Raw genomic sequence first — 23,164 nt, forward strand, 5'->3', positions numbered from 1 at the left:
GCTTCAGCCCTCGATCTTCGAAAAATCGGCAACCCGGTGCAGCGTGGCACGGATTTCAGCCAGCAGTTTCAGACGATTGGCCCGCAAGGCCGGATCGTCTGCATTGACCGTCACACTCTCGAAGAATGCGTCGACCGGGCCGCGCAGCGCCGCCATCGCAGACATTGCAACGGCGAAGTCCTCGGCCAGCAGCGCAGCATCCGCTGTTTCGTCCGCTGTGGAAAGGGCAACACCCAGATCGACCTCGGCCGGATCCACCAGACGATCACGGTCCGCCGGACCCTGCCAGGCGAAACCGTCCTTCTTCTCCTCGATCCGCAGGATGTTTGCCGCCCTGCGATAGGCCGCCAGCAGGTTCGCGCCGTCGTCCGACCCCACCAGGGTGGTCAGCGCATCAACCCGCGCCACCAGCCGGACGAGATCATCCTCGCTGCCCAGCCCCAGCACCGCCGCGATCAGGTCATGGCGCACGCCTTCGCCGCGCAGATGCACACGCAGCCGTTCGGCAATGAAAGCGATGATCTCCGCCGAGACGGTTTCCGCATCACTGACCTCCGCCAGCAGATCGCCCTTGATACCGTCGAACGCAAAGGTGAGGGCCGGATCCAGCGGCAGCCTCAACCCGTTCTCCAGAATGATGCGGATGACACCCAGGGCGGCGCGGCGCAGGGCAAAGGGGTCCTTCGACCCCGTGGGCTTCTCGCCGATGGCGAAGAAACCGACCAGGCTGTCCAGCTTGTCGGCCAGTGCCACGGCAACGGCAACCGGGTCCGACGGGCAGTCGTCGGCAGGACCGGCAGGGCTGTAGTGCGACCGGATCGCCTCCGCCACCTGCTCCGGTTCCTGATCCAGCCTGGCATAATAGCGGCCCATGATCCCCTGCAGTTCCGGGAATTCACCCACCATGCCCGTGGTCAGGTCGGACTTGGCGAGAAGTCCGGCACGACGGGTCATCAGCGGATCGGCCCCGACCTGCGGCGCCAGCCAGGCCGCCAGTTCCGCGATGCGTCCGGCCTTGGCCCCGACGGAGCCCATGCGGGCGTGAAACACGATGGGGTTCAGGTCCGGCAGGCGGCTTTCCAGCGTCCGCTGCTGGTCCTGGTCCCAGAAGAACCGCGCATCCGAGAGGCGCGCGCGCAGCACCTTCTCGTTGCCGGCGGTGATCTCCGTGCCGCCGTCCTCCGCTTCCAGGTTCGCCACCAGAATGAAGCGCGGGGCCAGCGACCCGTCAGGCTTTTCCGTCGCGAAATACTTCTGATGGCTGCGCATGGAGGTGGTCAGAACCTCCGCCGGCACATCCATGAAGGCATCGTCGATGCTGCCTATCAGCGGCACCGGCCATTCCACCAGCCCCGCGACCTCGTCCAGCAGGCCCGGATCATCCTTCAGCGTCAGGCCCTCGGCCTCCGCCAGCGCACGGGCGCGGCTGTCGATCATTGTCTTGCGGGTTTCGCGATCCAGAACCACCCGGGCGGTTTCCAGCTTCGCCTGATAGTCGGCGAAGTCCGCCACCTCAAAGGCGTCCGGCGCATGAAACCGGTGACCGCGTGTGGTATTGCCGCTCGTCACCGGCCCGAAGGTCACGGGGACGGTGGCGCCGCCGAACAGACACAGGATCGAATGCAGCGGGCGCACCCAGCGTTCCGGACGGTCGCCCCAGCGCATCGACTTGGGCCACGGCAGCTTCGCGATCGCGCCCTCGACCAGCCCGGGGAGCACCTCGGCTGTGGCCTGTCCCTTACGCTCGATCACCGCGAACAGGAACGTGCCCTTGGGGCTTTCCCGCTCCTCGACCTGGTCACGGCTGACGCCTGCGCCCTTCAGGAACCCCTCGATGGCCTTTTCCGGCGCATCGGCGCGGGGACCACGGCGTTCCTCGCGCACGTCCTCCTGCGCCTCCGGAATGCCGCTGATCACGACGGTCAGGCGGCGCGGCGTGGAATGGGCCTGCGCAGCCTCATGAGTCAGCCCGTTGGCGGTCAGCGCCTCCAGCAGCAGACCCTTGAGGTCATCGGCGGCCCGCGCCTGCATGCGCGCGGGGATCTCCTCCGAGAACAGTTCCAGCAGCAGTTCAGCCATGGCTCAGCCCTCCCCCGGCAGATGTCCGCGGGCGCGGAGCCATTCCTCCGCCGCGCGCTTGGCCAGCGCCCGGACCCGGCCGATGTAGGCGGCGCGCTCCGTCACGCTGATGACGCCCCGCGCGTCCAGCAGGTTGAAGACATGGCTCGCCTTGATGCACTGGTCATAGGCAGGCAGGGACAGGCCCTGATCCGCCAGCGCCATGCATTCCCCCTCCGCATCCGTGAAGTGGCGGAACAGCATCTCGGTATTGGCGTGCTCGAAGTTGTGGGCGGAATATTCGACCTCCGCCTGATGAAACACCTCCCGGTACTTCACCCCTGGCGTGGTGGCGGTGGGCGCATTGAAAGCCAGGTCGTAGACATTGTCGACGCCCTGCACATACATCGCCAGCCGCTCCAGTCCATAGGTCAGTTCGCCCGAGACCGGCGTGCAGTCATAGCCGCCGACCTGCTGGAAATAGGTGAACTGGCTGACCTCCATGCCGTCGCACCAGACCTCCCAGCCCAGTCCCCAGGCGCCCAGCGTCGGGCTTTCCCAGTCATCCTCGACAAAGCGGATGTCGTGGTTCATCGGGTCGATACCGATCTCCCGCAGGCTGCCCAGATAGAGCTCCTGAAAGTCCGGCGGGGACGGCTTCATGATCACCTGGTACTGGTAGTAGTGCTGCAGGCGGTTCGGGTTCTCGCCATAGCGGCCATCCGTGGGCCGCCGTGACGGCTGCACGTAGGCGGCATTCCAGGGCTCCGGCCCCAGTGCGCGCAGGGTCGTGGCCGGGTGAAATGTGCCCGCGCCGACTTCCATGTCATAGGGCTGCAGGATCAGGCATCCGCGCGCCGACCAGTAGCTGTGAAGGCGCAGAATGAGGTCCTGAAACGATGGCGCAGCGGCCTCGCGCTCTGGCATGAAACCGATCCCTGATGACTGAAGGCAGAAAGTGTCCGCGTAGGTATATGGCTGGCAGTATTGGGGTCAAGGGGAACAGGGCCGCAGGGGGGCATGCAGCGGCGGCCCGATTTGCCCTCGTCCGAGGGACTGGTCCGCCCCTCTCCCCCTCCCGAACACCCTTTTTAGGATACTTCCGTGGGTGGTCGGGATGGGGAGAGGGACGGAACGGCCAGAGAAAAGGTGCAGCCTCACGGCTTGCGGTCGAAGAACTCCCGCCAGGGCACGATGCCATAGTGGTCGCTGGCCCAGAGCAGCAGGAAGACCACGGTGGTAATGGCGGTCGTCAGGGCGAACTTGAACAGCAGGCGCGGCTTCACCGGCGCGCCGTCCGCCTGCCCCGGCACCAGGTCCTCACCCGCTTCCTCCGGCGTGCGCACACCGATGGGCAGGGTGGTGAACAGGATCACCCACCAGAGGATGATGTAGATGACGATGCCGCCGGCGATGGACATGGTTCGGTTCCGTGGTTGGTTGTGGGCTGTCGTACTCAGGCCGAAGTGTCAGACTGGACCCTCGCCCCCCCGAGACCGCCCCCGTCAGGGCTGTTCCAGTTCCACCAGTGTACCGCAGAAGTCCTTCGGGTGCAGGAACAGCACCGGATTGCCGTGGGCGCCGATCTTCGGCTCCCCGTCGCCCAGCACCCGGGCGCCTTCGGCCTTCAGCTTGTCGCGCGCGGCAATGATGTCCTCCACGTCGTAGCAGACGTGGTGCATGCCGCCCGACGGGTTGGTCTTCAGGAAGTTGGCGATGGGCGAATCCTCACCCAGCGGATGCAGCAACTCGATCTTGGTGTTGCCCAGTTCCACGAACACCACCGTCACGCCGTGATCCGGCTCCGGCTGCTGCTCGGAGACCTTCGCCCCCAGCGTGTCACGATAGGTTGCCGTCGCGGCCTCCAGATCAGGAACCGCAATTGCCACATGATTCAGACGTCCGATCATCAGACAGCCTCCTTCCACTTGCCTGCCGCGACCCGCTCACCCTCTTCCAGGCGCACGACCTCGCATTCCGTTACCGGCCGGCGGCCATTGGCCTGCCGTACCACCTTCCTGAGCGCCCGGACCGCAGTCTGGGCCAAAGTGTCATCATCCGCCGGGCGTCGGCCATTGACCTTGCCCATCTCCCGCTCGATCGCGCGTTCCGCGTCCGCGATCAGGTCGCGATGCTCCGCGCCTTCGGCAATGCCGATCAGGATGATGCGCGGATCCTCGATCAGTTCGCTGTCCTCATCCACCACCAGCACGATCATGGCGGCACCATTGTGGCTCAGCCTGCGCCGGTTCAGCAGCATCTCCGCCGCTGTCAGCACCAGTCCGGAGGCATCGACGGCCAGACGCCCGACCGGCACCTCACCCACCTTCTCCGGTGTGCCCGGCCCCAGTTGCAGGATGTCGCCATTCAGCACCACGTGCGCTTCCGGGACGCCGCATTCCTTCACCGCATAGCGCGCCTGCTCGATCAGGTGGCGCGCCTCGCCATGGACCGGGATCAGCATTTCCGGCTGCACGATCTCGTACATGCGCCGCAGTTCATCACGGCTCGGGTGGCCGGAGACATGCACCGGACGATCCTTTTCCGTCACTACCTCGATCTCGTTCAGGGCGAGCTGGTTGTGCAGGCGATAGAGGGTCTTGTCGTTGCCCGGAATGATCTTGGAGGAGAAGATCACCACGTCGCCCTTGCGCAGGTTGACCTGCGGGTGGTCATCGTTGGCGATGCGCGCCATGGCACCGCGCGCCTCCCCCTGGCAGCCGGTACAGAGCAGCAGCACCTTGTCCCGCGGCATCGCTGCCGCTTCCTTGTCGTTCAGCGGCTCGTCCATGTCCGCCAGATAGCCGACCTTTCGCGCCGCCTCGTAGAATTTCCACAGCGACCGGCCCACCAGCGCGAAGTGACGACCGGACTGCTTCGCGGCGTAGGCCACGCTTTCCAGCCGCGCGACGTTGGAGGCGAAGGTTGTCACCACCACCAGGCCATTGCGCCCCTGTACGGTCCTGACCAGTTCGTCGCGCACATCGCCCTCCGAACCCGACGTGCCGGGACTGAAGACATTGGTGGAATCGCAGATCAGCGCCCGGATCCCCTTCTTCGCCCATGCCCGCAGCGCCTCCTCGTCGGAGGCCGGGCCCAGCATCGGGGTCGCATCGAACTTCCAGTCGCCGGTGTGCAGCAGCGTGCCGTGCGGCGTCTCGATCGCCAGCGCCTGCATCTCCAGCGTCGAGTGGGTCAGGCCGATCATGGTCACGCGGAAGGGGCCGAGTTCCAGCGGGCCCTCGTCACGGACGATGCGCAGATCGACGTCGTCCTCGATCCCCGCTTCCCTGAACTTGCCGACAAGCAGTTCCGCGGCAAAGGGTGTCGCATAGACCGGACACTTGAAACGGTGCCACAGGTGGTGAACCGCACCCAGATGATCCTCATGACCATGCGTGATCACCAGACCGAGGATATCCTCGGCCTCCGTCTCCGCGTAGGTCGGATCGGGCACGACAATGTCGATGCCGGGCAGGTTGTCGTCGGCGAAGGTCATGCCGCAGTCGACCATCAGCCACTTCCCGCCCGTGCCATACATGGTCAGGTTCATGCCGATTTCACCGCAGCCACCCAGCGGCACCATCACCAGTCCGTCACGATAGGCGTGATGTCCGCCAGCCTTGCTCGATTTCGATTTGCCCACTACAGCGTCCTTGGGTTGCGGCGACTGATCTCCAGCAGCCCGTGCATCGTCAGATCACGATCGATCGCCTCGATGCAGTCCGTACCATCGGCGAACATAGGGGCGAGGCCGCCGGTTGCAATGACTTGTATGCGCTGCCCGTATTCTTCGCGGATGCGACTGATCAGCCCTTCGATCAGACCGACATAGCCCCAGTAGACCCCTGACAGCATCGCGGACTGCGTATCATTGCCGATCACGCGCTCCGGTCGCTCCACCGCGATACGGGGCAGCTTCGCCGCCGCCATGTGCAGGGCCTCGAGGCTGAGGTTGATGCCCGGCGCGATCACGCCCCCCAGATAGTCGCCTGCTTCATTGATGATATCGAACGTCGTGGCGGTGCCGAAATCGACGATGATCGCCGGGCCGCCATACTTCTTCTTCACACCGACGGCGTTGACGATGCGGTCCGCACCGACCTCCCGCGATTTCTCGATCAGCACCTTGATGCCGACATCCACGTCCGGATCACCGACCACGATCGGTTCGCAACGGTAATAGCGGCGGCAGAGTGTGCGCAGGTTGAACAGCGCCTGCGGCACCACGGTGGCGATGATGGCGCTGTCGATCTGTTTCGCATCGACTTCCACCAGCCCCATCAGGCTGGCCAGCCAGACGCCATACTCGTCGGCGGTCCGGGCAGAATTCGTGCTTGTCCGCCACTCGCCGAGAATGTCCTCACCGTCAAACACGGCGAAGGTCGTATTGGTGTTGCCCGCGTCGATCGTCAGCAGCATCGACCTCTCCTCGATTCGCGCTTCAGTGGGGCGGCGGCCGGAAGACATCCCCCGCCGTGATCCGCCTCAAGGTGTCATCATCCTGTCGCAACAACAGGGCACCGTCGTCATCCAGCCCCTCGAACAGGCCATGCAGTTCGCCATCCGCCAGACGGGCAACGACCGGCTTGCCCAGTCCGTCAGCCATGTCCAGCCAGGCCCGGCGAACAGCCGCAAAGCCCTGCCTCTCCCACGTTTCCGTCCACGCCGTCAAGCGCAGGCTCAACATGGCAAGAACCCGCTGGACCGTGGTCTCCGGTGCAAGGGTGGACAGGGCAAAGGCCGGATAGGGTGTGCCTGTCGGCGCTGAGGCAATATTGACCCCGATGCCGATTATGACCGCGTCCCGCCCCGCTGGCGTGCGTGCCGTCTCCAGCAGGATGCCGGACAGTTTCGCACCGTCCGCCAGAACATCGTTCGGCCACTTGCAGCGGACGGCGGCCCGGTCCTGCAGGACCTCTGTGGCCACCTCAGCCACGCCGAGCGCGGCAATGAAGGAAAGCTCGGCGAAACGGGCCAGCGGCACCGTCGGGCAGAAGCCGAAGGAGGAATAGAGATTGCCGGCCGGACTGGTCCACTCCCGACCGCGCCGTCCGCGTCCCTGCATCTGACGCTCTGCCGTGACCACCAGCCCGCCCTGATCAGCCATCTCCAGCCGCACCTTCACCTCGTCATTGGTGGAACCGACATCGCCCAGCGCCACATGATGAAAGCGGCCGGTCGACATCAGTCGAGGACAAGCGTCATGAAGAAGCTTTCCGGGTCATCCGGGTAGAAGGAGAAGGGACCACAGGGCGTGAAGCCGTAGCGGGCGTAGAGTGTCCGCGCCGAACGGAAGCCGTCCGCCGAACCGGTCTCCAGGCTGAGACGCTGATACCCCCGCTGGCGTGCCACGGCGACGATATGGTCCAGCATGCGGGCGGCAAGTCCCTGCCCGCGCAGCTCACCGATGGTGTGCATCGACTTGATCTCGCCATGCCCGGTATCGAGTTCCTTCAGCGCGCCGAAACCGATCAGCCGACCGTCGCCCCACATGCTCCAGAACGTCATGCCGGGCGCGGCGAGTCCGCTGGCATCCAGCGCGTAGATCTTCTCCGGGCTGGTATGGGCCTGCATGTGCGCATGATGCACCTGCAGCAGCGCCAGGCATTCCGGACGGGTCGGTTCATCTTCCTGGATGCGGATGTCCATTGGTCACCCCTTCCCCGTTCAGGGGAACAGGCTGCCTGCCGCAACAGCCGCACCATTGACCAGAACACCGGGCACGACGAAGAAGGCGGCGGTTAGGAAGGCGGTGACCGCCATCAGCACGCCAAGCTCCATGCCGATCGGCTTCGACAGCGGCTCGGTCGGCTCATCGAAATACATGATCTTGATGATCCGCAGGTAGTAGAACGCACCAACCACGCTGGCGAGGACACCGATGACGGCCAGGTAGTACAGGCCCGCATTGATGGCCGCCATGAAGACGTAGAACTTGCCGAAGAACCCGGCCAGCGGCGGCACGCCCGCCAGCGAGAACATGAAGATCGCCAGCGCCATGGCCATGCCCTTGTGGGTCTTTCCCAGACCACGCAGGTCGTCGATGCTCTCCACCATCCGGTCGCCGCGCCGCATCGCCAGGATGCAGGCAAAGGTGCCGACGTTCATCACCAGATAGATGGTCAGATAGACCAGAACGCCGCGCACACCCTCCGACGTTGCCGCCGTCAGGCCGACCAGTGCGTAACCGACATGGCCGATGGAGGAATAGGCCATCAGCCGCTTGATGTTGTGCTGCCCGATGGCCGCGAAGGCACCCAGCAGCATCGACAGGACCGAAATCAGCCAGATGATCTGCCGCCAGTCCGCCTCCATGCCGCCGAAGGGCTCCAGCATGGCGCGCAGGAACATGGCCAGTGCCGCGACCTTGGGTGCCGTGGCAAAGAAGGCGGTGACCGGCGACGGCGCGCCCTCATAGACGTCAGGCGTCCACATGTGGAACGGCACTGCCGACACCTTGAAGGCCAGACCGGCCGACAGGAAGACGATGCCGATGACGAGACCCAGGCCCGCCTTTTCCTGCCCCTGCATCACATTGGCAATGTCACCGAACGTGGTGGAGCCGGTGAATCCGTAGATCATGGAACAGCCATAGAGCAGCATGCCCGACGACAGCGCGCCGAGAACGAAGTACTTCAGCCCCGCCTCCGTCGTGCGGGTCGAGTCACGCTTGAAGGCCGCCAGCACGTAGAGCGGCAGGCTCTGCAGCTCGATACCCATGTAGAGCGAGATGAGGTCATTGGCGGAGACCATCATCAGCATGCCCAGCGTGGCGATCATGATCAGCACGGGATATTCGAACCGGTTCATCCCCTCCCGCCGGACAAAGCCCTGCGACAGGATGATGGCGGCGGCAGAGCCGATCAGGATCAGCACCTTGGCAAAGCGTGCAAAGGGATCATCGACGAACAGGCCGGCGAAGCTGACATTGTCACCTTCCCCCGTCACCACCAGCACCAGCGCAACGGCAAGCGAAAGGATGCCCAGCCAGGACACCAGCCCCATGTCGGAACCGGGTTTCTGGAACACGCCGATCATCAGCATCGCCATCGCGGCGACAGCCAGGAAGATCTCGGGAAGGGCTATGGCGAAATCATGCATGGTGATCGGACCTCAATGCTTCGCCGCGCCGAGGGTCTCGGCGCCCGCGGGCTGCATCGCTGCGTCGAGCGCGATGGCCGCGTTGTGGTGTTCGACCAGATAGGTGATCGACGGTTCCATGATGTCCAGGAACGAGGAGGGATAGACGCCAAGCCAGATCACCGCCACCGCAATGGGCGCGAAGATCAGGATCTCGCGCGGGCTGAGGTCGGTCATGGCCTTCAGGTCTTCCTTCTCCAGCTTGCCGAAGACGACCCGGCGATAGAGCAGCAGCGCATAGGCCGCCCCCAGGATCACACCGGTGGTCATCAGCAGGGCAACCCAGGTATTGGCCTCGAACGCGCCGACGATGGACAGGAACTCGCCGACGAACCCGGCGGTGCCCGGCAGGCCGACAGAGGCCATGGTCATCAGCATGAAGACGAAGGCATAGCGCGGCATGCGCTCCACCAGTCCGCCATAGCGCGCGATTTCCCGCGTGTGCAGCCGGTCATAGACGACACCGACGCAGAGGAACAGCGCGCCGGAGATCAGGCCATGCGCCAGCATGACGAACATCGCGCCCTCGATACCCTGCACATTGAAGGTGAACAGGCCGATGGTGACGAAGCCCATGTGCGCCACGGAGGAATAGGCAATCAGCTTCTTCATGTCCTCCTGCACCAGCGCGACGAGCGAGGTGTAGATGACCGCGACCACCGACAGGCCGAAGATCAGCGGCGCAAAGTCCATGGAGGCGACGGGGAACATCGGCAGGCTGAACCGGATGAAGCCGTAGCCGCCCATCTTCAGCAGCACACCGGCCAGGATCACGGAACCGGCCGTCGGTGCCTCCACGTGCGCGTCCGGCAGCCAGGTATGGACCGGCCACATCGGCATCTTCACTGCGAAGGAGGCGAAGAAGGCCAGCCACAGCCAGGTCTGGATATTGGCCGGTATCGCCTTGTCCGGATCGACTGCCTGTGCCGTCAGTGCCGGAATGCTGGTGGTGCCGGCATCAAAGTAGATCCAAAGGATCGCCAGCAGCATCAGCACGGAGCCGAGCAGCGTGTAGAGGAAGAACTTGAAGGAGGCGTAGATCCTGCGCCCGCCGCCCCAGATGCCGATGATCAGGAACATCGGGATCAGACCGGCCTCGAAGAACAGGTAGAACAGCAGCAGGTCCTGCGCGCAGAAGACGCCGATCATCAGCGTTTCCATCAGCAGGAACGCGATCATGTACTCCTTCACCCGGACCTTGATCGCCTCCCAGCTCGCCAGGATGCAGAGCGGCATCAGGAACGTGGTCAGCAGCACCAGCGGCAGGGAGATCCCGTCGATCCCCATGCGGTAGTCGATGCCGGTGCCGATCCAGTCGACTTCCTCCACCATCTGCAGGTCGGCGGTGCCATATTCGAAACGGCCCCAGATGATCAGCGACAGCAGGAAGGTGCCGGTGGTGGCGAACAGCGCGCCCCAGCGGACGTTCTTCTGCGCATCGGCGTCGTCACCACGCACGAACAGCAGGATGATCAGCGCACCAACCAGGGGCGCGAAGGTAACGATGCTCAGCAGCGGGAAAGCAAACATCTTATCCTCAGACCCCGATCGCGTAGAAATAGAAGCTGACCAGCACGGCGACGCCGATCAGCATGGCGAAGGCGTAGTGGTAGACGTAGCCGCTCTGCAGCAGGCTCGCCCGGCGGGCCAGCTTCAGAACCGTCGACGAGATGCCATCCGGGCCGAAGCCGTCGATGACCTGACCGTCACCACGCTTCCAGAAGATCCGTCCCAGCCCCTTTGCCGGGCGGACGAAGATCCAGTCATACAGCTCGTCGAAGTACCACTTGTTCAGCAGGAACTGGTAGATCGCCTGATGTGTCCGGGCGAACGAACCGGGCAGTTCCGTGTTGCGGATGTACATCTGCCAGGCCAGCGCGATACCGGCAACGGAGACCACCAGCGGCAGCCACTTCACCCAGGTGGGCACGTCGTGGGCATGCTCCAGCGCGGTGTGGACCGGCAGGATCAGGATCGCCTCACCCCAGAACTCCTCCCAGTGGTGTCCGGTCATCGGGCCGTAGAATGCGATACCGGCGAAGACTGCGCCAACGGCCAGGACATACAGCGGGATCATCATCACCGGCGGCGAGTCATGGATATGCGCCATGGTCTCGCGGGGAGCACGGGGCTTGCCGTTGAAGGTCATGAACAGCAGGCGCCAGGAATAGAAGGCGGTCATGAAGGCCGCGGCGATACCCATGATGAAGGCATATTCGCCAAAGCTGGTGTGTGCGGCGAACGCGCTCTCCAGGATCAGGTCCTTGGAATAGAAGCCGGCGAAGCCGATCACCCCCGGAATGCCGATACCGGCAAGCGCCAGGGAGCCGATCCACATCATGAAGAAGGTCTTCCTGATGTGTGGGGCCAGACCGCCCATCTTCCGCATGTCCTGCTCATCCGCCACGGCATGGATCACCGAACCGGCGCCCAGGAACAGCAGCGCCTTGAAGAACGCATGGGTGAACAGGTGGAAGATCGCCACCGGATAGGCTGACAGGCCCGCCGCGAAGAACATGTAGCCGAGCTGCGAACAGGTCGAATAGGCGATGACCCGCTTAATGTCGGTCTGCACAAGACCGACGGTCGCGGCGAAGAAGGCTGTCGTGGCACCGATGACCGCGACCACGGCCAGCGCGTCCGGCGCATACTCGAACATCGGCGAACAGCGCGCGACCAGGAACACGCCTGCCGTCACCATCGTTGCCGCATGGATCAGCGCGGAGACCGGCGTCGGGCCCTCCATCGCGTCCGGCAGCCAGGTGTGCAGCGGCAACTGTGCCGACTTGCCCATCGCACCGAGGAACAGCAGCAGGCAGATCGTGGTCAGGGTATGCACCTCGTAGCCGAGGAACATGAAGGTGTGGTCCACATAGTCCGGTGTCGCGCTGAACACCGCCTCGAACGTCACGCTGTCATAGACCAGGAAGATGCCGGCAATACCGAGGGCAAAGCCGAAGTCACCCACGCGGTTGACGATGAAGGCCTTCATTGCCGCCGCGTTGGCGGAGGGCTTGTGGTACCAGAAACCGATCAGCAGATAGGATGCCAGGCCCACACCTTCCCAGCCGAAATAGAGCTGCACGAAGTTGTCGCTGGTGACCAGCATCAGCATGGCGAAGGTGAACAGCGACAGGTAGGCGAAGAACCGCGCCTTCGCCTTGTCGTGGCTCATGTAGCCGATGGAATACCAGTGAACCAGGCAGGACACGGTGTTCACCACGACCAGCATCACGGCGGTCAGGCTGTCGATCTGCAGCGCCCAGCTGACCGCGAAGTCCCCGGACTTGATCCAGCTCAGCAGCTCGACGTGCGCCGGGCTGTGGCCGAAGGCAACCTGATAGAGCGTGACCCAGGACAGGACAGCAGCCAGGGTCATCAGCAGGCTTGTGATCAGCATGGCGGCACGGTCGCCGAGCGAACGCCCGAAGAAACCGGCCAGCAGGGCACCGAGCAGCGGTGCGAAGGTGATCAGGACATACATCATGGCGGTCTCGATCAGCCTTTCATCATGTTGATGTCTTCAACGGCGATGGAGCCGCGATTGCGGAAGTACACGACCAGGATGGCCAGGCCAATGGCCGCCTCCCCCGCCGCGACGGTCAGCACGAACATCGCGAAGACCTGACCCACGAGGTCGTTCAGGTGGGTAGAGAAGGCCACCAGGTTGATGTTGACGGCGAGCAGCATCAGCTCGATCGACATCAGGATGATGATGACGTTCTTGCGGTTCATGAAGATGCCGAAGATCCCCAGCGTGAACAGGATCGCCGCAACCGTCAGATAATGTCCGAGACCAATTTCCATATGACTTCCCCTCGGCCCCCCTCAGACGCCCTGGCCGGGCTGGACCTTCTTGATCTCAACCGAACTGTCCCGCGTGCGGCTGACCTGATCGGCGATGCGCTGGCGACGCACACCCGGGCGCGAACGCAGGGTCAGCACGATGGCACCGATCATGGCGACGAGCAGGATCATCCCTGCCGCCTGGAACAGGTAGACGTAGCGGGTGTAGACCAGATCCCCCAGCGCGGCGACATTGCTGCGCAGGGCCGGATCCGGGGTTGGCGCAGCAGCGACGGCTGCCGTTTCCGGGGCGATCACCCAGGCACCCACCACCATCAGGATCTCCACCAGCAGGATGAAGGACACCAGCAGGCCGATGGGCAGGTACTGCAGGAAACCCTGCCGCAACTCGACGAAATTGATGTCCAGCATCATGACGACGAACATGAACAGCACCGCGACCGCGCCGACGTAGACGATGACCAGGATCATCGCCAGGAACTCCGCCCCCAGCAGCACGAACAGCCCCGCCGAATTGAAGAAGGCGAGGATCAGAAACAGCACGGAATGCACCGGGTTGCGCGACGCGATCACCATCACGCCGCAGGCAACGGTGATCGTCGCGAACAGATAGAATGCCAAGGCTGGCAGGATCACGTGTCCATTCCCTTCATTCCAGTCGCCCCTTCAGGCCCTTGCCGGGCCACGCCGTCACCGCGATCCCCTGATCGCGCCGCCGACACCTCAAGTCCAGCGCCCACCGCGATCAGCGGTAGGGCGCGTCCGCAGCCAGATTGGCCGCGATCTCCCGTTCCCACCGGTCGCCGTTGGCGAGCAGCTTGCTCTTGTCATAGAACAGCTCCTCCCGCGTTTCGGTGGCAAATTCGTAGTTCGGCCCCTCGACAATCGCATCCACCGGGCAGGCTTCCTGACAGAAACCGCAGTAGATGCACTTGGTCATGTCGATGTCGTAGCGCGTGGTCCGGCGGCTGCCGTCCTCGCGCGGTTCGGCCTCGATGGTGATGGCCAGTGCCGGACAGATCGCCTCGCACAGCTTGCAGGCAATGCAGCGTTCCTCGCCGTTCGAATAGCGGCGCAGCGCGTGCTCGCCCCGGAAGCGCGGGCTGAGCGGCCCCTTCTCGTAGGGGTAGTTCAGCGTCACCTTCGGCTTGAACATGTACTTCAGCGTCAGCCACATGCCGGAGCGCATGTCGCCCAGCAGGACAGCCCGCGCGGTACGGTCCAGAAATCCCATGATCGCAGCCTCCTCTTGTCCTGCCTCAGCCCTGCAACAGTCCGCCGTAGACCAGCACACCGGAATAGAACACCACGGCGCCCAGCGAAACCGGCAGGAAGACCTTCCAGCCAAGCCGCATGAGCTGGTCATAGCGGTAGCGCGGCAGGGTTGCGCGCACCCAGATGAAAACGAAGAGCAGGAAACTGATCTTCAGCGCGAACCAGATCACGCCGGGAATGAAGGTTTCCCCCGGTATCGGCGAATGCCAGCCGCCCAGGAACAGCAGGGCGGTCAGGCCGCTCATCAGGATCATGTTCATGTATTCGCCCAGGAAGAACAGGGCGAAGGTCATGGACGAATATTCAACCTGATAGCCCGCCACCAGTTCCGCCTCTGCCTCCGGCAGATCGAACGGATGACGGTTGGTCTCGGCCAGTGCCGAGATGAAGAAGATGATGAACATCGGGAACAGCGGCCAGACGTACCAGCCGAGGATACCGCCCTGCTCCAGCCCCAGCAGCGAAGCGATGCCGGCTGACGACTGCGCCTCCACGATCTCGGACAGGTTCAGCGTGCCCGCGAACAGCAGCACCGTGATGATGACGAAGCCGATGGAGACCTCGTAGGAGACCATCTGCGCCGCCGAGCGCATCGCACCCAGGAAGGCATAGCGTGAATTCGAGGCCCAGCCCGCCATGACGATGCCATAGACACCCAGCGAGGAGATGGCGAACAGGTACAGCACGCCGACATTGATGTCGGCCAGCACCCAGCCGGAATCGAACGGGATCACCGCCCAGCCGATCAGGGCCAGGATGAAGGTCAGCATGGGCGCGGCGACGAAGACCGTCTTGTCCGCGCCGGTCGGGAACACGGTTTCCTTCAGCAGCAGCTTGGCACCGTCGGCCAGCGGCTGCAGCAGGCCGAAGGGGCCGACAACGTTGGGGCCACGGCGCATCTGCATCGCGCCGATGACCTTGCGCTCAGCCAGGGTCAGATAGGCCATGGCCAGCAGCATCGGCACCGCGATCAGCAGGATCTTGCCGAGAATGATCAGGAAAGGCAGCAGCCAGACGCTCCAGAACTCAACCATTGGTCCCTGTCGCCTCCCCTGCAGCGGCCTTGCCGACGGAATAGAGCTCGGAACACTCAGCCATGGTCTGGCTGGCCCGCGCGATCGGGTTGGTCATGAAGTAGTCGGTGACCGGACAGGCAAACGGCGCATCCGACATCTCACCGGCATCATCGCGCAGCGGTCCCGGTGTTCCGGGCCGTGCAAGATCAACCATGTCCAGCCCTTCGATCAGTTCACCGATCCGGGCGCGCAGGGCGGCAATATCGTCATAGGGCAGCGTGTGCTCCAGCTGCGCCGACAGCGCCCGCAGGACCTTCCAGTCCTCCCGCGCCTCTCCCGGTGCCTGGTTGGCAGGTTCCGCCATCTGGATACGGCCTTCGGTATTGATCCATATCCCGGCCTTCTCCGCATAGGCGGCGCCCGGCAGGATCACATCCGCCGCATGGGCCCCGGCATCGCCGTGGCTGCCCTGATAGATCACGAAGGTACCATCCAGGCCGGAGGTATCGATCTCATCCGCGCCCAGCAGGAACAGGACCTCGACGCCACCGGACAGCATCGCGCCCGCATCCAGACCGCCCTCACCCGGCACCAGGCCAAGTTCCAGCCCGCCAACGCGGGAGGCAGCGGTGTGCAGGACCGAGAAACCGTTCCAGTCATCGGTGACAGCGCCGGTCTGATCGGCAAGCTTCCGCGCCGCAGCGTGAACCGCCGCACCATCCTCACGCGCCAGCGCACCGGCACCGACGATGATCAGCGGCCGTTCGGCCTCCTTCAGCACGTCGCAGAAGGAATGGCTGCCATTCAGCAGCTCGGTCAGCGTCTCCGGGCCTGCACCCAGATATGTCGTGGGATAGGTCAGGTCGGCATTCTCGCCGATCACGCCAACCTTCAGCGCACCGGCGGACTGCACCCAGGTCTTGCGGATACGCGCGTTCAGCACCGCCGCTTCCTTGCGCGGGTTGCTGCCGACCAGCAGCACCGCATCGGCATCCTCGATCCCGGCAATCGTCGTGTTGAACAGGTAATCCCCGCGGTGCGCGCCATCCAGCTTCGCACCATCGGCACGGCAGTCGATGTTCGGGCTGCCCAGTGCCGCCATCAGATCCCTCAGCGCCGTCATTTCCTCCAGCGCCGCCATGTCACCGACGATGGCACCGATCTTCGACGGCTCCACGGAGGAGACCTTCTCGCCGATGACGCGGAACGCCTCCGCCCAGCTTGCCGGCTTCAGACGCCCATCCACCCGGACATAGGGACGATCAAGCCGCTGGCGACGCAGGCCGTCACAGGCAAAGCGGGTCTTGTCGGAAATCCATTCCTCGTTCACGTCCTCGTTCAGGCGCGGCATCACCCGCAGCACTTCACGACCACGTGCGTCGATGCGGATGTTGCTGCCCAGCGCGTCCATGACGTCGATGCCTTCGGTCTTGCGCAGCTCCCAGGGGCGCGCGTTGAAGGCATAGGGTTTGGAGGTCAGGGCACCAACCGGGCAGAGGTCGATGACATTGCCCGAAAGCTCGCTGTCCACGACGCTTTCCAGCGCCGTGATCTCCATGTTCTCACCCCGGTTGATCGCGCCGATGTCCGGCACGCCAGCCACTTCCTCCACGAAGCGGACGCAGCGGGTGCAATGGATGCAGCGGGTCATGATCGTCTTGATCAGGGGCCCCATGTACTTCTCTTTGACCGCGCGCTTGTTCTCGTCGAAGCGCGACCCGCCACGGCCATAGGCCATGGTCTGGTCCTGCAGGTCACACTCGCCGCCCTGGTCGCAGATCGGGCAATCGAGCGGATGGTTGATCAGCAGGAACTCCATCACGCCTTCACGCGCCTTCTTCACCGTCGGTGAATCCGTGTGGATGACCATGTTGTCACCCGCCGGCATGGCACAGCTGGCGATAGGCTTCGGCGCCTTCTCCATCTCCACCAGGCACATGCGGCAGTTGCCCGCGATGGACAGACGCTCGTGATAGCAGAACCGGGGAATTTCCCGGCCCGCAGCCTCACAGGCCTGCAGCACCGTGGCACCTGCTGGTACCTCAACCTCGATCCCGTCTACTGTCAGCTTCGGCATGGCTTCCTGCCGTTCCCTCTATTCGTTCACGGTTCGCACGGACACCCCTCAGGCGGCCTGCTTGCGATATTCCAGTATCCGACGCTCCATCTCGGGCCGGAAATGCCTGATCAGACCCTGAATCGGCCAGGCGGCCGCATCCCCCAGGGCGCAGATCGTGTGGCCCTCGACCTGCTTCGTCACCTCGTGGAGCTGGTCGATTTCCCCAACCGTTGCCTGACCGCGCACCATCCGCGTCAGCACCCGATACATCCAGCCGGTGCCTTCCCGGCAAGGGGTACACTGCCCGCAGCTCTCATGCATGTAGAAATGCGCCAGATTGGCGATGGCCTCCACGATGTCGGTGGACTTGTCCATGACGATCACCGCCGCCGTCCCCAGACCCGACTGCACTTCCTTCAGGCTGTCGAAATCCATCAGCACCTCGTCGCAGATCGACTTCGGGATCATCGGCACCGAAGATCCGCCCGGAATGATGGCCAGCAGGTTGTCCCAGCCGCCACGCACTCCGCCGCAGTGCCTCTCGATCAGTTCCTTCAGCGGGATGCCCATTTCCTCCTCGACGTTGCAGGGCGTGTTCACATGCCCCGAAACGCAGAACAGCTTGGTCCCGGTGTTGTTCGGCCGGCCCAGACCGGCGAACCAGGCCGCGCCGCGCCGCAGGATCTCCGGCGCCACCGCAATGGATTCGACATTGTTCACCGTGGAGGGGCAGCCATACAGGCCCACGGCCGCCGGGAACGGCGGCTTCAGCCGCGGCTGGCCCTTCTTGCCCTCCAGGCTCTCGATCAGCGCCGTCTCCTCGCCGCAGATATAGGCCCCGGCACCGCGATGCAGCACGATGTCGTAGTCATAGCCGGAACCACAGGCGTTCTTGCCGATCAGGCCAGCCTCGTAGGCTTCCTCGATCGCCGCCTGAAGCACCCGCGCCTCCATGACGAACTCGCCACGGATATAGATGAATGCGGCGCTCGCCTTCATGGAGAACCCTGCCACCAGACAGCCTTCCAGCAGCCGGTGCGGATCGTTGCGCATGATCTCCCGGTCCTTGCAGGTGCCGGGTTCCGATTCGTCAGCGTTGACGACGAGATAGGACGGACGCCCGTCCGATTCCTTCGGCATGAAGGACCACTTCAGCCCCGTCGGAAAACCGGCGCCGCCCCGGCCACGCAGACCGGATTCCTTGATCTGGCCGATGATGTTGTCCGGCCCCATGTCCAGCAGCGCCTTGGTATTGTCCCAGATGCCACGCTTCCGCGCGTCAGCCAGGTTCCAGGGCTGGTCACCGTAGAGATTGGTGAAGATACGATCCTTGTCCTGCAGCATCAGGATGTCCCCTCGACACGATCCAGCAGCGTCTTGCGCCCCTCGGCCGGTTCGGAGAACCGGCGGCCATTCACCGGACCGGGCGCGGGCACATCGTCCTTCGCCAGCCGATCCAGCAGAGTGGTGCAGCTTTCGTAATCCAGATCCTCGTAGAAATCGTCATTGATCTGGATCATGGGTGCGTTGCAGCAGGCGCCCAGGCACTCGACCTCCACCAGCGAGAACTGGCCGTCGTCGGATACACCGGCGTGACTGAGGCCGGTCCTGTCCTTGATGGCGCGGCGCAGTTCATCGGCCCCGCGCAGCCAGCACGGCGTCGTCCGGCAGAGCTGCAGGTGGTATTTGCCGACGGGGGCCAGGTTGTACATGGTGTAGAAGGTCGCGACCTCATAGGCGCGGATGTAGGGCATGCCCAGCTTTTCCGCGACGCAGCGGATCGCCGCCTGCGGCAGCCAGCCATGCTGGCGCTGCGCCAGATCCAGCAGGGGCATGACCGCACTCTGCTGGCGCCCTTCCGGATAGCGGGCGATGATCTTTTCCGCCTGCGCCCAGACTTCCGGCTCGAACTCGAAGCTGGCCGGCTGTTCCACGGCGGGTCCCGCAGCACCACTCATCGGTCGATCTCCCCGAAAACCACGTCCAGCGATCCGACGATCGCCACCGTATCGGCAAGCTGGTAGCCCTTCGACAGGAAGTCCGTCGCGTGAAGGTGACGATAGCCAGGTGCCGAGATCTTGCACTTGTAGGGTTTGTTGCTGCCATCGGAGACAAGGTAGACGCCGAACTCGCCCTTGGGCGCCTCGACGGCGGCATAGACCTCGCCTTCCGGCACATGGAAGCCTTCGGTGTAGAGCTTGAAGTGATGGATCAGCGCTTCCATCGAATGCTTCATCTCGCCCCGCTTCGGCGGCGTCACCTTGCGGTCGACCGAACTCGCGGGGCCATCCGGCATGCGCTCCAGCACCTGTTCGATGATCCGCAGCGACTGGCGCATCTCCTCCAGCCGGCACAGATAACGCTCGAAGCAGTCACCGGTCTTGCCGACGGGAATATCGAAATCGAACGCCTCATACCCGTCATAGGGCTGCGACTTGCGCAGGTCCCACGGCACGCCACAGGACCGCAGCATGACGCCGGAGAAACCCCAGTCCAGCGCGTCCTCGACGCTCAGGCCGCCGATATCGACATTGCGCTGGCGGAAGATCCGGTTCTCCGTCAGCAGCCCCTCGACGTCGTCCAGGAACTTCGGGAAGGTCCTGCACCAGGCCAGGATCTTCTCCGGCATGTCCGCCGGGATGTCCTGGTGCACGCCACCGGGCCGGTAGTAGGCCGCATGCAGCCGCGCGCCCGATGCGGCCTCGTAGAACTCCATCAGCTTCTCGCGCTCCTCGAAGCCCCAGAGCGTCGGCGTCATCGCGCCCACGTCCATGGCCTGCGTGGTGCAGTTCAGCAGATGGTTCAGCAGCCGCCCGATCTCCGCGAACAGCACGCGAATCGCCTGGCCACGGGCCGGAACCTCCAGCCCAAGCAGACGCTCCGTCGCCAGGCAGAAGGCATGCTCCTGATTCATCGGCGCGACATAGTCCAGCCGGTCGAAATAGGGCATCGCCTGCAGGTAGGTCTTGTACTCGATCAGCTTCTCGGTGCCGCGATGCAGCAGGCCGATATGCGGATCGGCCCGCTCCACGATCTCGCCGTCCAGCTCCAGCACCAAGCGCAGGACACCGTGCGCGGCCGGATGCTGCGGACCGAAGTTCATCATGTAGTTCTTGATCTCGACCTCAGCCATGATCAGGACGCCTCACTGCTCTTCTCGTCGCCGGGAAGGATGTACTGCGCCCCTTCCCACGGGCTCATGAAGTCGAACCGGCGGAATTCCTGTGTCAGGCTCACCGGCTCGTAGATCACGCGCTTCTGCTCGTCGTCGTAGCGCACTTCGACATGGCCGGTCAGCGGGAAATCCTTGCGCAGCGGATGCCCCTCGAAGCCATAGTCGGTCAGGATGCGGCGCAGGTCGGGATGACCGGAGAACATGATGCCATACATGTCCCAGGTCTCGCGCTCGAACCAGTTCGCGACGCTGTAGACCTCCGACACGCTCGGCACCGGCGTTTCCTCGTCGGTCTTCACCGCCACCCGGACACGCTGGTTCAGCCGGATCGACAGCAGATGGTAGACGACATCGAACCGCGGCGACCGGGCAGGCCAGTCCACCGCCGTGACATCCATCAGCGCCTTGAACTGGCACCCGGAATTGTCACGCAGATACGTCATCACCTGAACAATGCGATCCGCGCGCGCATCTACCCGCAATTCACCGTTCGTGACGGTAACGCCGATGATCGCATCGCCCAGACCGGAGCTGATCTGCTCCGCCAGCTCGTTCAGATTTTCGTCCATGATCCCGGACCCCTGAAAAAACGTTGCTCGTCAGCGCATGATGGTGCCGGTACGGCGGATCTTCTTCTGCAACTGCAGAATGCCGTACACCAGCGCCTCCGCCGTCGGCGGGCAGCCGGGCACATAGATATCGACCGGAACGATCCGGTCACAGCCCCGCACGACCGAGTAGGAGTAATGGTAGTAGCCGCCGCCGTTGGCGCACGACCCCATGGAGATGACGTAACGCGGCTCCGACATCTGGTCGTAGACCTTGCGCAGCGCCGGGGCCATCTTGTTGGTCAGCGTACCGGCGACGATCATCACGTCCGACTGACGCGGGCTGGCGCGCGGCACGACACCGAAGCGGTCCAGGTCATAGCGCGGCATGTAGGCGTGGATCATCTCCACGGCGCAGCAGGCCAGACCGAACGTCATCGGCCAGAGCGACCCTGTCCGCGCCCAGTTCACCAGCTTGTCGACATTGCTGATGATGTAACCCTTTTCCGACAGTTCCTCCCCCACGTCGCGGTAGAAGGCATCCTGATCGCCCGACGCGGCCTTGGCCGCCAGCGCGGTGACAGGAAGGTTCTCGTTCACTCCCATTCCAGCGCTCCCTTCTTCCACTCGTAGACAAAACCGATGGTGAGGATGCCGAGGAAGATCATCATCGACCAGAACCCGAAGGTACCGATTTCGGCCAGCGATACCGCCCACGGGAACAGGAAGGCGACCTCCAGATCGAAGATGATGAACAGGATGGCCACCAGATAGAAGCGCACGTCGAACTGCGTCCGGGAATCCCCGAACGGCTCGAAGCCGCATTCGTATGGCGAAAGCTTCTCGCTGTCCGGCTTCTGGCGGGCAGCAATGAAGGACGCGATCACGATCACACTGGCGAGCCCGATGGCCACGCCCAGAAAGATCAGGATCGGCAGATATTCACTCAACAGCGTATCGACACCTGTCACCGGTCTCGGCTCCCTCATTTCCCCGACAATGAAGACGGGGGAGTATAGGCACCGTTTGGACCGGGCGAAAGCGTCAATCCGGCGCAGTTTGCTGCGGAGATCGATTATATTTCAAGGAGTTCCCCGAACGCAGGCACAGTGGTGGCGTTTTTGGCAGGGAGAAAGTGGCGGGAGTGACGGGACTCGAACCCGCGGCCTCTGGCGTGACAGGCCAGCGCTCTAACCAACTGAGCTACACCCCCGCAACGAAGTGCGAGCGGGGGGATACGCCCGCCACGCATCCCTGTCAAGCACCGCGAGCGTGAAACTTGTTGCACGGGCGCAATGAATTTCCGTCAATGCCGCTGCATCCGGCGCAGGGGAGACACTTCATGACATTTCAGCCTCCCCTCATCCGGGGCACGCTTCTGCGCCGCTACAAGCGCTTTCTGGCCGACGTGCGGCTGGAGGACGGCAGGGAGATCACGGCGCACTGTCCGAATCCCGGCTCCATGCTCAGCCTGATCGACGGCGCGCCCCAGGCGGTCTGGCTGACCCCGCACGATGATCCGAAACGAAAGCTGCAATGGACCCTGGAACTGCTGCAGGTGGATGCGGCGCTTGTCTGCGTCAACACTATGCGGCCCAACCTGCTGGCCCGGCAGGCCATCGAGACCGGCCTGCAGCCGTCGCTCGACGGCTACGAAACCATCCGCCGGGAAGTGAAGTACGGGGAGAAGTCGCGGATCGATCTGCTGTTGCAGTCACAGGGACGCCCCGACTGCTACGTGGAGGTGAAGGGCGTGACCATGTCGCGCCTGCCCGGTGTGCTGGAATTTCCGGATTCGGTCACCAGTCGCGGGGCAAAGCATCTGGATGAGCTGGCAAGCATGGTCCGACAGGGCCATCGAGCGGTCATGTTCTATCTCGCCATGCGCGATGACGGAAATTCGTTCCGCCTGGCGGAGGATATCGACCCTGCCTATGCGGAAGCCTTTCGCCGCGCCCGTGAGGCGGGTGTCGAGGCGGTTGCCCAAGCTTGCGTGATTTCCCCGGAAGCCATATATCCCAAGGCTGTCCTGCCCGTAGATATCGATTGAGAGAGCCACGCTCCCGCGCCCAGAGGAGGCCGC

At 63.8% G+C, this 23,164-nt stretch carries 23 protein-coding genes and 1 tRNA gene; 1 reads left to right on the forward strand and 23 read right to left on the reverse strand.

Going from position 1 to position 23,164, the window contains the following annotated elements; translation table 11 throughout:
- Positions 1-3: 3 nt before the first annotated feature.
- From glyS to QGV55_RS12155, 23 genes are all read right to left on the reverse strand, one after another.
- On the reverse strand, positions 4-2,079 hold the full coding sequence (gene glyS / locus QGV55_RS12045; RefSeq protein ID WP_281016561.1) for a glycine--tRNA ligase subunit beta: 2,076 nt from the start codon (positions 2,077-2,079) through the stop codon (positions 4-6).
- A gap of 3 nt (positions 2,080-2,082) precedes the next feature.
- The gene (locus QGV55_RS12050; protein ID WP_281016560.1) at positions 2,083-2,985 is read right to left on the reverse strand and encodes a glycine--tRNA ligase subunit alpha; all 903 of its coding nucleotides are present in this window, start codon (positions 2,983-2,985) and stop codon (positions 2,083-2,085) included.
- Between the two features lie 230 nt (positions 2,986-3,215).
- Positions 3,216-3,479 (reverse strand): DUF1467 family protein, encoded by a 264-nt coding sequence (locus tag QGV55_RS12055; RefSeq protein ID WP_281016559.1) that lies wholly within the window; start codon positions 3,477-3,479, stop codon positions 3,216-3,218.
- Between the two features lie 84 nt (positions 3,480-3,563).
- The gene (gene mce / locus QGV55_RS12060) at positions 3,564-3,968 is read right to left on the reverse strand and encodes a methylmalonyl-CoA epimerase (RefSeq protein ID WP_281016558.1); all 405 of its coding nucleotides are present in this window, start codon (positions 3,966-3,968) and stop codon (positions 3,564-3,566) included.
- Positions 3,968-5,704, reverse strand: coding sequence for a ribonuclease J (locus tag QGV55_RS12065; RefSeq protein WP_281016557.1), 1,737 nt, complete (start codon positions 5,702-5,704; stop codon positions 3,968-3,970). The genes mce and QGV55_RS12065 overlap by 1 nt, the downstream gene beginning before the upstream one ends.
- The gene (locus tag QGV55_RS12070; protein ID WP_281016556.1) at positions 5,704-6,480 is read right to left on the reverse strand and encodes a type III pantothenate kinase; all 777 of its coding nucleotides are present in this window, start codon (positions 6,478-6,480) and stop codon (positions 5,704-5,706) included. The genes QGV55_RS12065 and QGV55_RS12070 overlap by 1 nt, the downstream gene beginning before the upstream one ends.
- 22 nt (positions 6,481-6,502) lie before the next feature.
- Entirely contained in the window at positions 6,503-7,246 is a 744-nt protein-coding gene (locus QGV55_RS12075) for a biotin--[acetyl-CoA-carboxylase] ligase (protein WP_281016555.1), read from the reverse strand.
- Entirely contained in the window at positions 7,246-7,710 is a 465-nt protein-coding gene (locus QGV55_RS12080) for a GNAT family N-acetyltransferase (RefSeq protein WP_281016554.1), read from the reverse strand. Before QGV55_RS12080 ends, QGV55_RS12075 begins: the two co-directional genes overlap by 1 nt.
- An 18-nt stretch (positions 7,711-7,728) precedes the next feature.
- Positions 7,729-9,162 carry an NADH-quinone oxidoreductase subunit NuoN gene (nuoN, locus tag QGV55_RS12085; protein ID WP_281016553.1) on the reverse strand — a complete coding sequence of 478 codons (1,434 nt, stop codon included), beginning with the start codon at positions 9,160-9,162 and terminating at the stop codon, positions 7,729-7,731.
- Between the two features lie 12 nt (positions 9,163-9,174).
- Positions 9,175-10,731, reverse strand: a complete 1,557-nt coding sequence (locus tag QGV55_RS12090; RefSeq protein ID WP_281016552.1) for an NADH-quinone oxidoreductase subunit M — start codon at positions 10,729-10,731, stop codon at positions 9,175-9,177.
- A 7-nt stretch (positions 10,732-10,738) separates the two neighbouring features.
- The gene (gene nuoL, locus QGV55_RS12095; protein ID WP_348637700.1) at positions 10,739-12,685 is read right to left on the reverse strand and encodes an NADH-quinone oxidoreductase subunit L; all 1,947 of its coding nucleotides are present in this window, start codon (positions 12,683-12,685) and stop codon (positions 10,739-10,741) included.
- A 14-nt stretch (positions 12,686-12,699) separates the two neighbouring features.
- The gene (nuoK, locus tag QGV55_RS12100) at positions 12,700-13,008 is read right to left on the reverse strand and encodes an NADH-quinone oxidoreductase subunit NuoK (RefSeq protein ID WP_281016550.1); all 309 of its coding nucleotides are present in this window, start codon (positions 13,006-13,008) and stop codon (positions 12,700-12,702) included.
- 21 nt (positions 13,009-13,029) lie between these two features.
- The gene (locus QGV55_RS12105; protein ID WP_348637608.1) at positions 13,030-13,644 is read right to left on the reverse strand and encodes an NADH-quinone oxidoreductase subunit J; all 615 of its coding nucleotides are present in this window, start codon (positions 13,642-13,644) and stop codon (positions 13,030-13,032) included.
- A 109-nt stretch (positions 13,645-13,753) separates the two neighbouring features.
- Complete coding sequence (nuoI, locus tag QGV55_RS12110) at positions 13,754-14,242, reverse strand: NADH-quinone oxidoreductase subunit NuoI (RefSeq protein WP_281016548.1); 489 nt, start codon at positions 14,240-14,242, stop codon at positions 13,754-13,756.
- 25 nt (positions 14,243-14,267) lie between these two features.
- Positions 14,268-15,317, reverse strand: a complete 1,050-nt coding sequence (nuoH, locus tag QGV55_RS12115) for an NADH-quinone oxidoreductase subunit NuoH (protein WP_281016547.1) — start codon at positions 15,315-15,317, stop codon at positions 14,268-14,270.
- Positions 15,310-17,376, reverse strand: coding sequence for an NADH-quinone oxidoreductase subunit NuoG (gene nuoG, locus QGV55_RS12120; RefSeq protein WP_281019922.1), 2,067 nt, complete (start codon positions 17,374-17,376; stop codon positions 15,310-15,312). The genes nuoH and nuoG overlap by 8 nt, the downstream gene beginning before the upstream one ends.
- 48 nt (positions 17,377-17,424) lie before the next feature.
- Positions 17,425-18,702, reverse strand: a complete 1,278-nt coding sequence (gene nuoF, locus QGV55_RS12125) for an NADH-quinone oxidoreductase subunit NuoF (protein ID WP_281016545.1) — start codon at positions 18,700-18,702, stop codon at positions 17,425-17,427.
- Positions 18,702-19,316, reverse strand: a complete 615-nt coding sequence (nuoE, locus tag QGV55_RS12130; protein ID WP_281016544.1) for an NADH-quinone oxidoreductase subunit NuoE — start codon at positions 19,314-19,316, stop codon at positions 18,702-18,704. The genes nuoF and nuoE overlap by 1 nt, the downstream gene beginning before the upstream one ends.
- The gene (locus QGV55_RS12135) at positions 19,313-20,491 is read right to left on the reverse strand and encodes an NADH-quinone oxidoreductase subunit D (protein ID WP_281016543.1); all 1,179 of its coding nucleotides are present in this window, start codon (positions 20,489-20,491) and stop codon (positions 19,313-19,315) included. Before QGV55_RS12135 ends, nuoE begins: the two co-directional genes overlap by 4 nt.
- A gap of 2 nt (positions 20,492-20,493) precedes the next feature.
- A complete protein-coding gene (locus QGV55_RS12140) occupies positions 20,494-21,102 on the reverse strand; it encodes an NADH-quinone oxidoreductase subunit C (protein ID WP_281016542.1) in 609 nt (202 codons plus the stop codon).
- A 30-nt stretch (positions 21,103-21,132) separates the two neighbouring features.
- Complete coding sequence (locus QGV55_RS12145) at positions 21,133-21,687, reverse strand: NADH-quinone oxidoreductase subunit B (protein WP_281016541.1); 555 nt, start codon at positions 21,685-21,687, stop codon at positions 21,133-21,135.
- Positions 21,678-22,052: an NADH-quinone oxidoreductase subunit A gene (locus tag QGV55_RS12150; protein ID WP_281016540.1), complete on the reverse strand. Its 375-nt coding sequence runs from the start codon at positions 22,050-22,052 to the stop codon at positions 21,678-21,680. Before QGV55_RS12150 ends, QGV55_RS12145 begins: the two co-directional genes overlap by 10 nt.
- 165 nt (positions 22,053-22,217) lie before the next feature.
- Positions 22,218-22,294: transfer RNA gene (locus tag QGV55_RS12155), tRNA-Asp, on the reverse strand.
- Positions 22,295-22,423: 129 nt separating this feature from the next.
- Between QGV55_RS12155 and sfsA the strand changes: the two genes are divergently transcribed.
- Positions 22,424-23,131, forward strand: a complete 708-nt coding sequence (gene sfsA, locus QGV55_RS12160) for a DNA/RNA nuclease SfsA (protein WP_281016539.1) — start codon at positions 22,424-22,426, stop codon at positions 23,129-23,131.
- Positions 23,132-23,164 lie beyond the last annotated feature (33 nt).

Origin of the sequence: Minwuia sp. IMCC3009, assembly GCF_029909415.1 — a bacterium.
In the GTDB taxonomy this organism is placed as follows: Bacteria; Pseudomonadota; Alphaproteobacteria; order Minwuiales; family Minwuiaceae; genus Minwuia.

Bases quoted from the DNA above. Each gene is read 5' to 3' on its own strand.
- nuoE (WP_281016544.1), bottom strand. From the start codon at position 19,316: ATGAGTGGTGCTGCGGGACCCGCCGTGGAACAGCCGGCCAGCTTCGAG.
- QGV55_RS12070 (WP_281016556.1), bottom strand. From the start codon at position 6,480: ATGCTGCTGACGATCGACGCGGGCAACACCAATACGACCTTCGCCGTG.
- nuoH (WP_281016547.1), bottom strand. From the start codon at position 15,317: ATGGTTGAGTTCTGGAGCGTCTGGCTGCTGCCTTTCCTGATCATTCTC.
- QGV55_RS12055 (WP_281016559.1), bottom strand. From the start codon at position 3,479: ATGTCCATCGCCGGCGGCATCGTCATCTACATCATCCTCTGGTGGGTG.
- nuoF (WP_281016545.1), bottom strand. From the start codon at position 18,702: ATGCTGCAGGACAAGGATCGTATCTTCACCAATCTCTACGGTGACCAG.
- QGV55_RS12135 (WP_281016543.1), bottom strand. From the start codon at position 20,491: ATGGCTGAGGTCGAGATCAAGAACTACATGATGAACTTCGGTCCGCAG.
- mce (WP_281016558.1), bottom strand. From the start codon at position 3,968: ATGATCGGACGTCTGAATCATGTGGCAATTGCGGTTCCTGATCTGGAG.
- sfsA (WP_281016539.1), top strand. From the start codon at position 22,424: ATGACATTTCAGCCTCCCCTCATCCGGGGCACGCTTCTGCGCCGCTAC.
- nuoN (WP_281016553.1), bottom strand. From the start codon at position 9,162: ATGCATGATTTCGCCATAGCCCTTCCCGAGATCTTCCTGGCTGTCGCC.
- QGV55_RS12145 (WP_281016541.1), bottom strand. From the start codon at position 21,687: ATGGGAGTGAACGAGAACCTTCCTGTCACCGCGCTGGCGGCCAAGGCC.
- nuoI (WP_281016548.1), bottom strand. From the start codon at position 14,242: ATGGGATTTCTGGACCGTACCGCGCGGGCTGTCCTGCTGGGCGACATG.
- nuoK (WP_281016550.1), bottom strand. From the start codon at position 13,008: ATGGAAATTGGTCTCGGACATTATCTGACGGTTGCGGCGATCCTGTTC.
- QGV55_RS12080 (WP_281016554.1), bottom strand. From the start codon at position 7,710: ATGGACATCCGCATCCAGGAAGATGAACCGACCCGTCCGGAATGCCTG.
- nuoL (WP_348637700.1), bottom strand. From the start codon at position 12,685: ATGTATGTCCTGATCACCTTCGCACCGCTGCTCGGTGCCCTGCTGGCC.
- QGV55_RS12050 (WP_281016560.1), bottom strand. From the start codon at position 2,985: ATGCCAGAGCGCGAGGCCGCTGCGCCATCGTTTCAGGACCTCATTCTG.
- nuoG (WP_281019922.1), bottom strand. From the start codon at position 17,376: ATGCCGAAGCTGACAGTAGACGGGATCGAGGTTGAGGTACCAGCAGGT.
- QGV55_RS12090 (WP_281016552.1), bottom strand. From the start codon at position 10,731: ATGTTTGCTTTCCCGCTGCTGAGCATCGTTACCTTCGCGCCCCTGGTT.
- QGV55_RS12140 (WP_281016542.1), bottom strand. From the start codon at position 21,102: ATGGACGAAAATCTGAACGAGCTGGCGGAGCAGATCAGCTCCGGTCTG.
- glyS (WP_281016561.1), bottom strand. From the start codon at position 2,079: ATGGCTGAACTGCTGCTGGAACTGTTCTCGGAGGAGATCCCCGCGCGC.
- QGV55_RS12075 (WP_281016555.1), bottom strand. From the start codon at position 7,246: ATGTCGACCGGCCGCTTTCATCATGTGGCGCTGGGCGATGTCGGTTCC.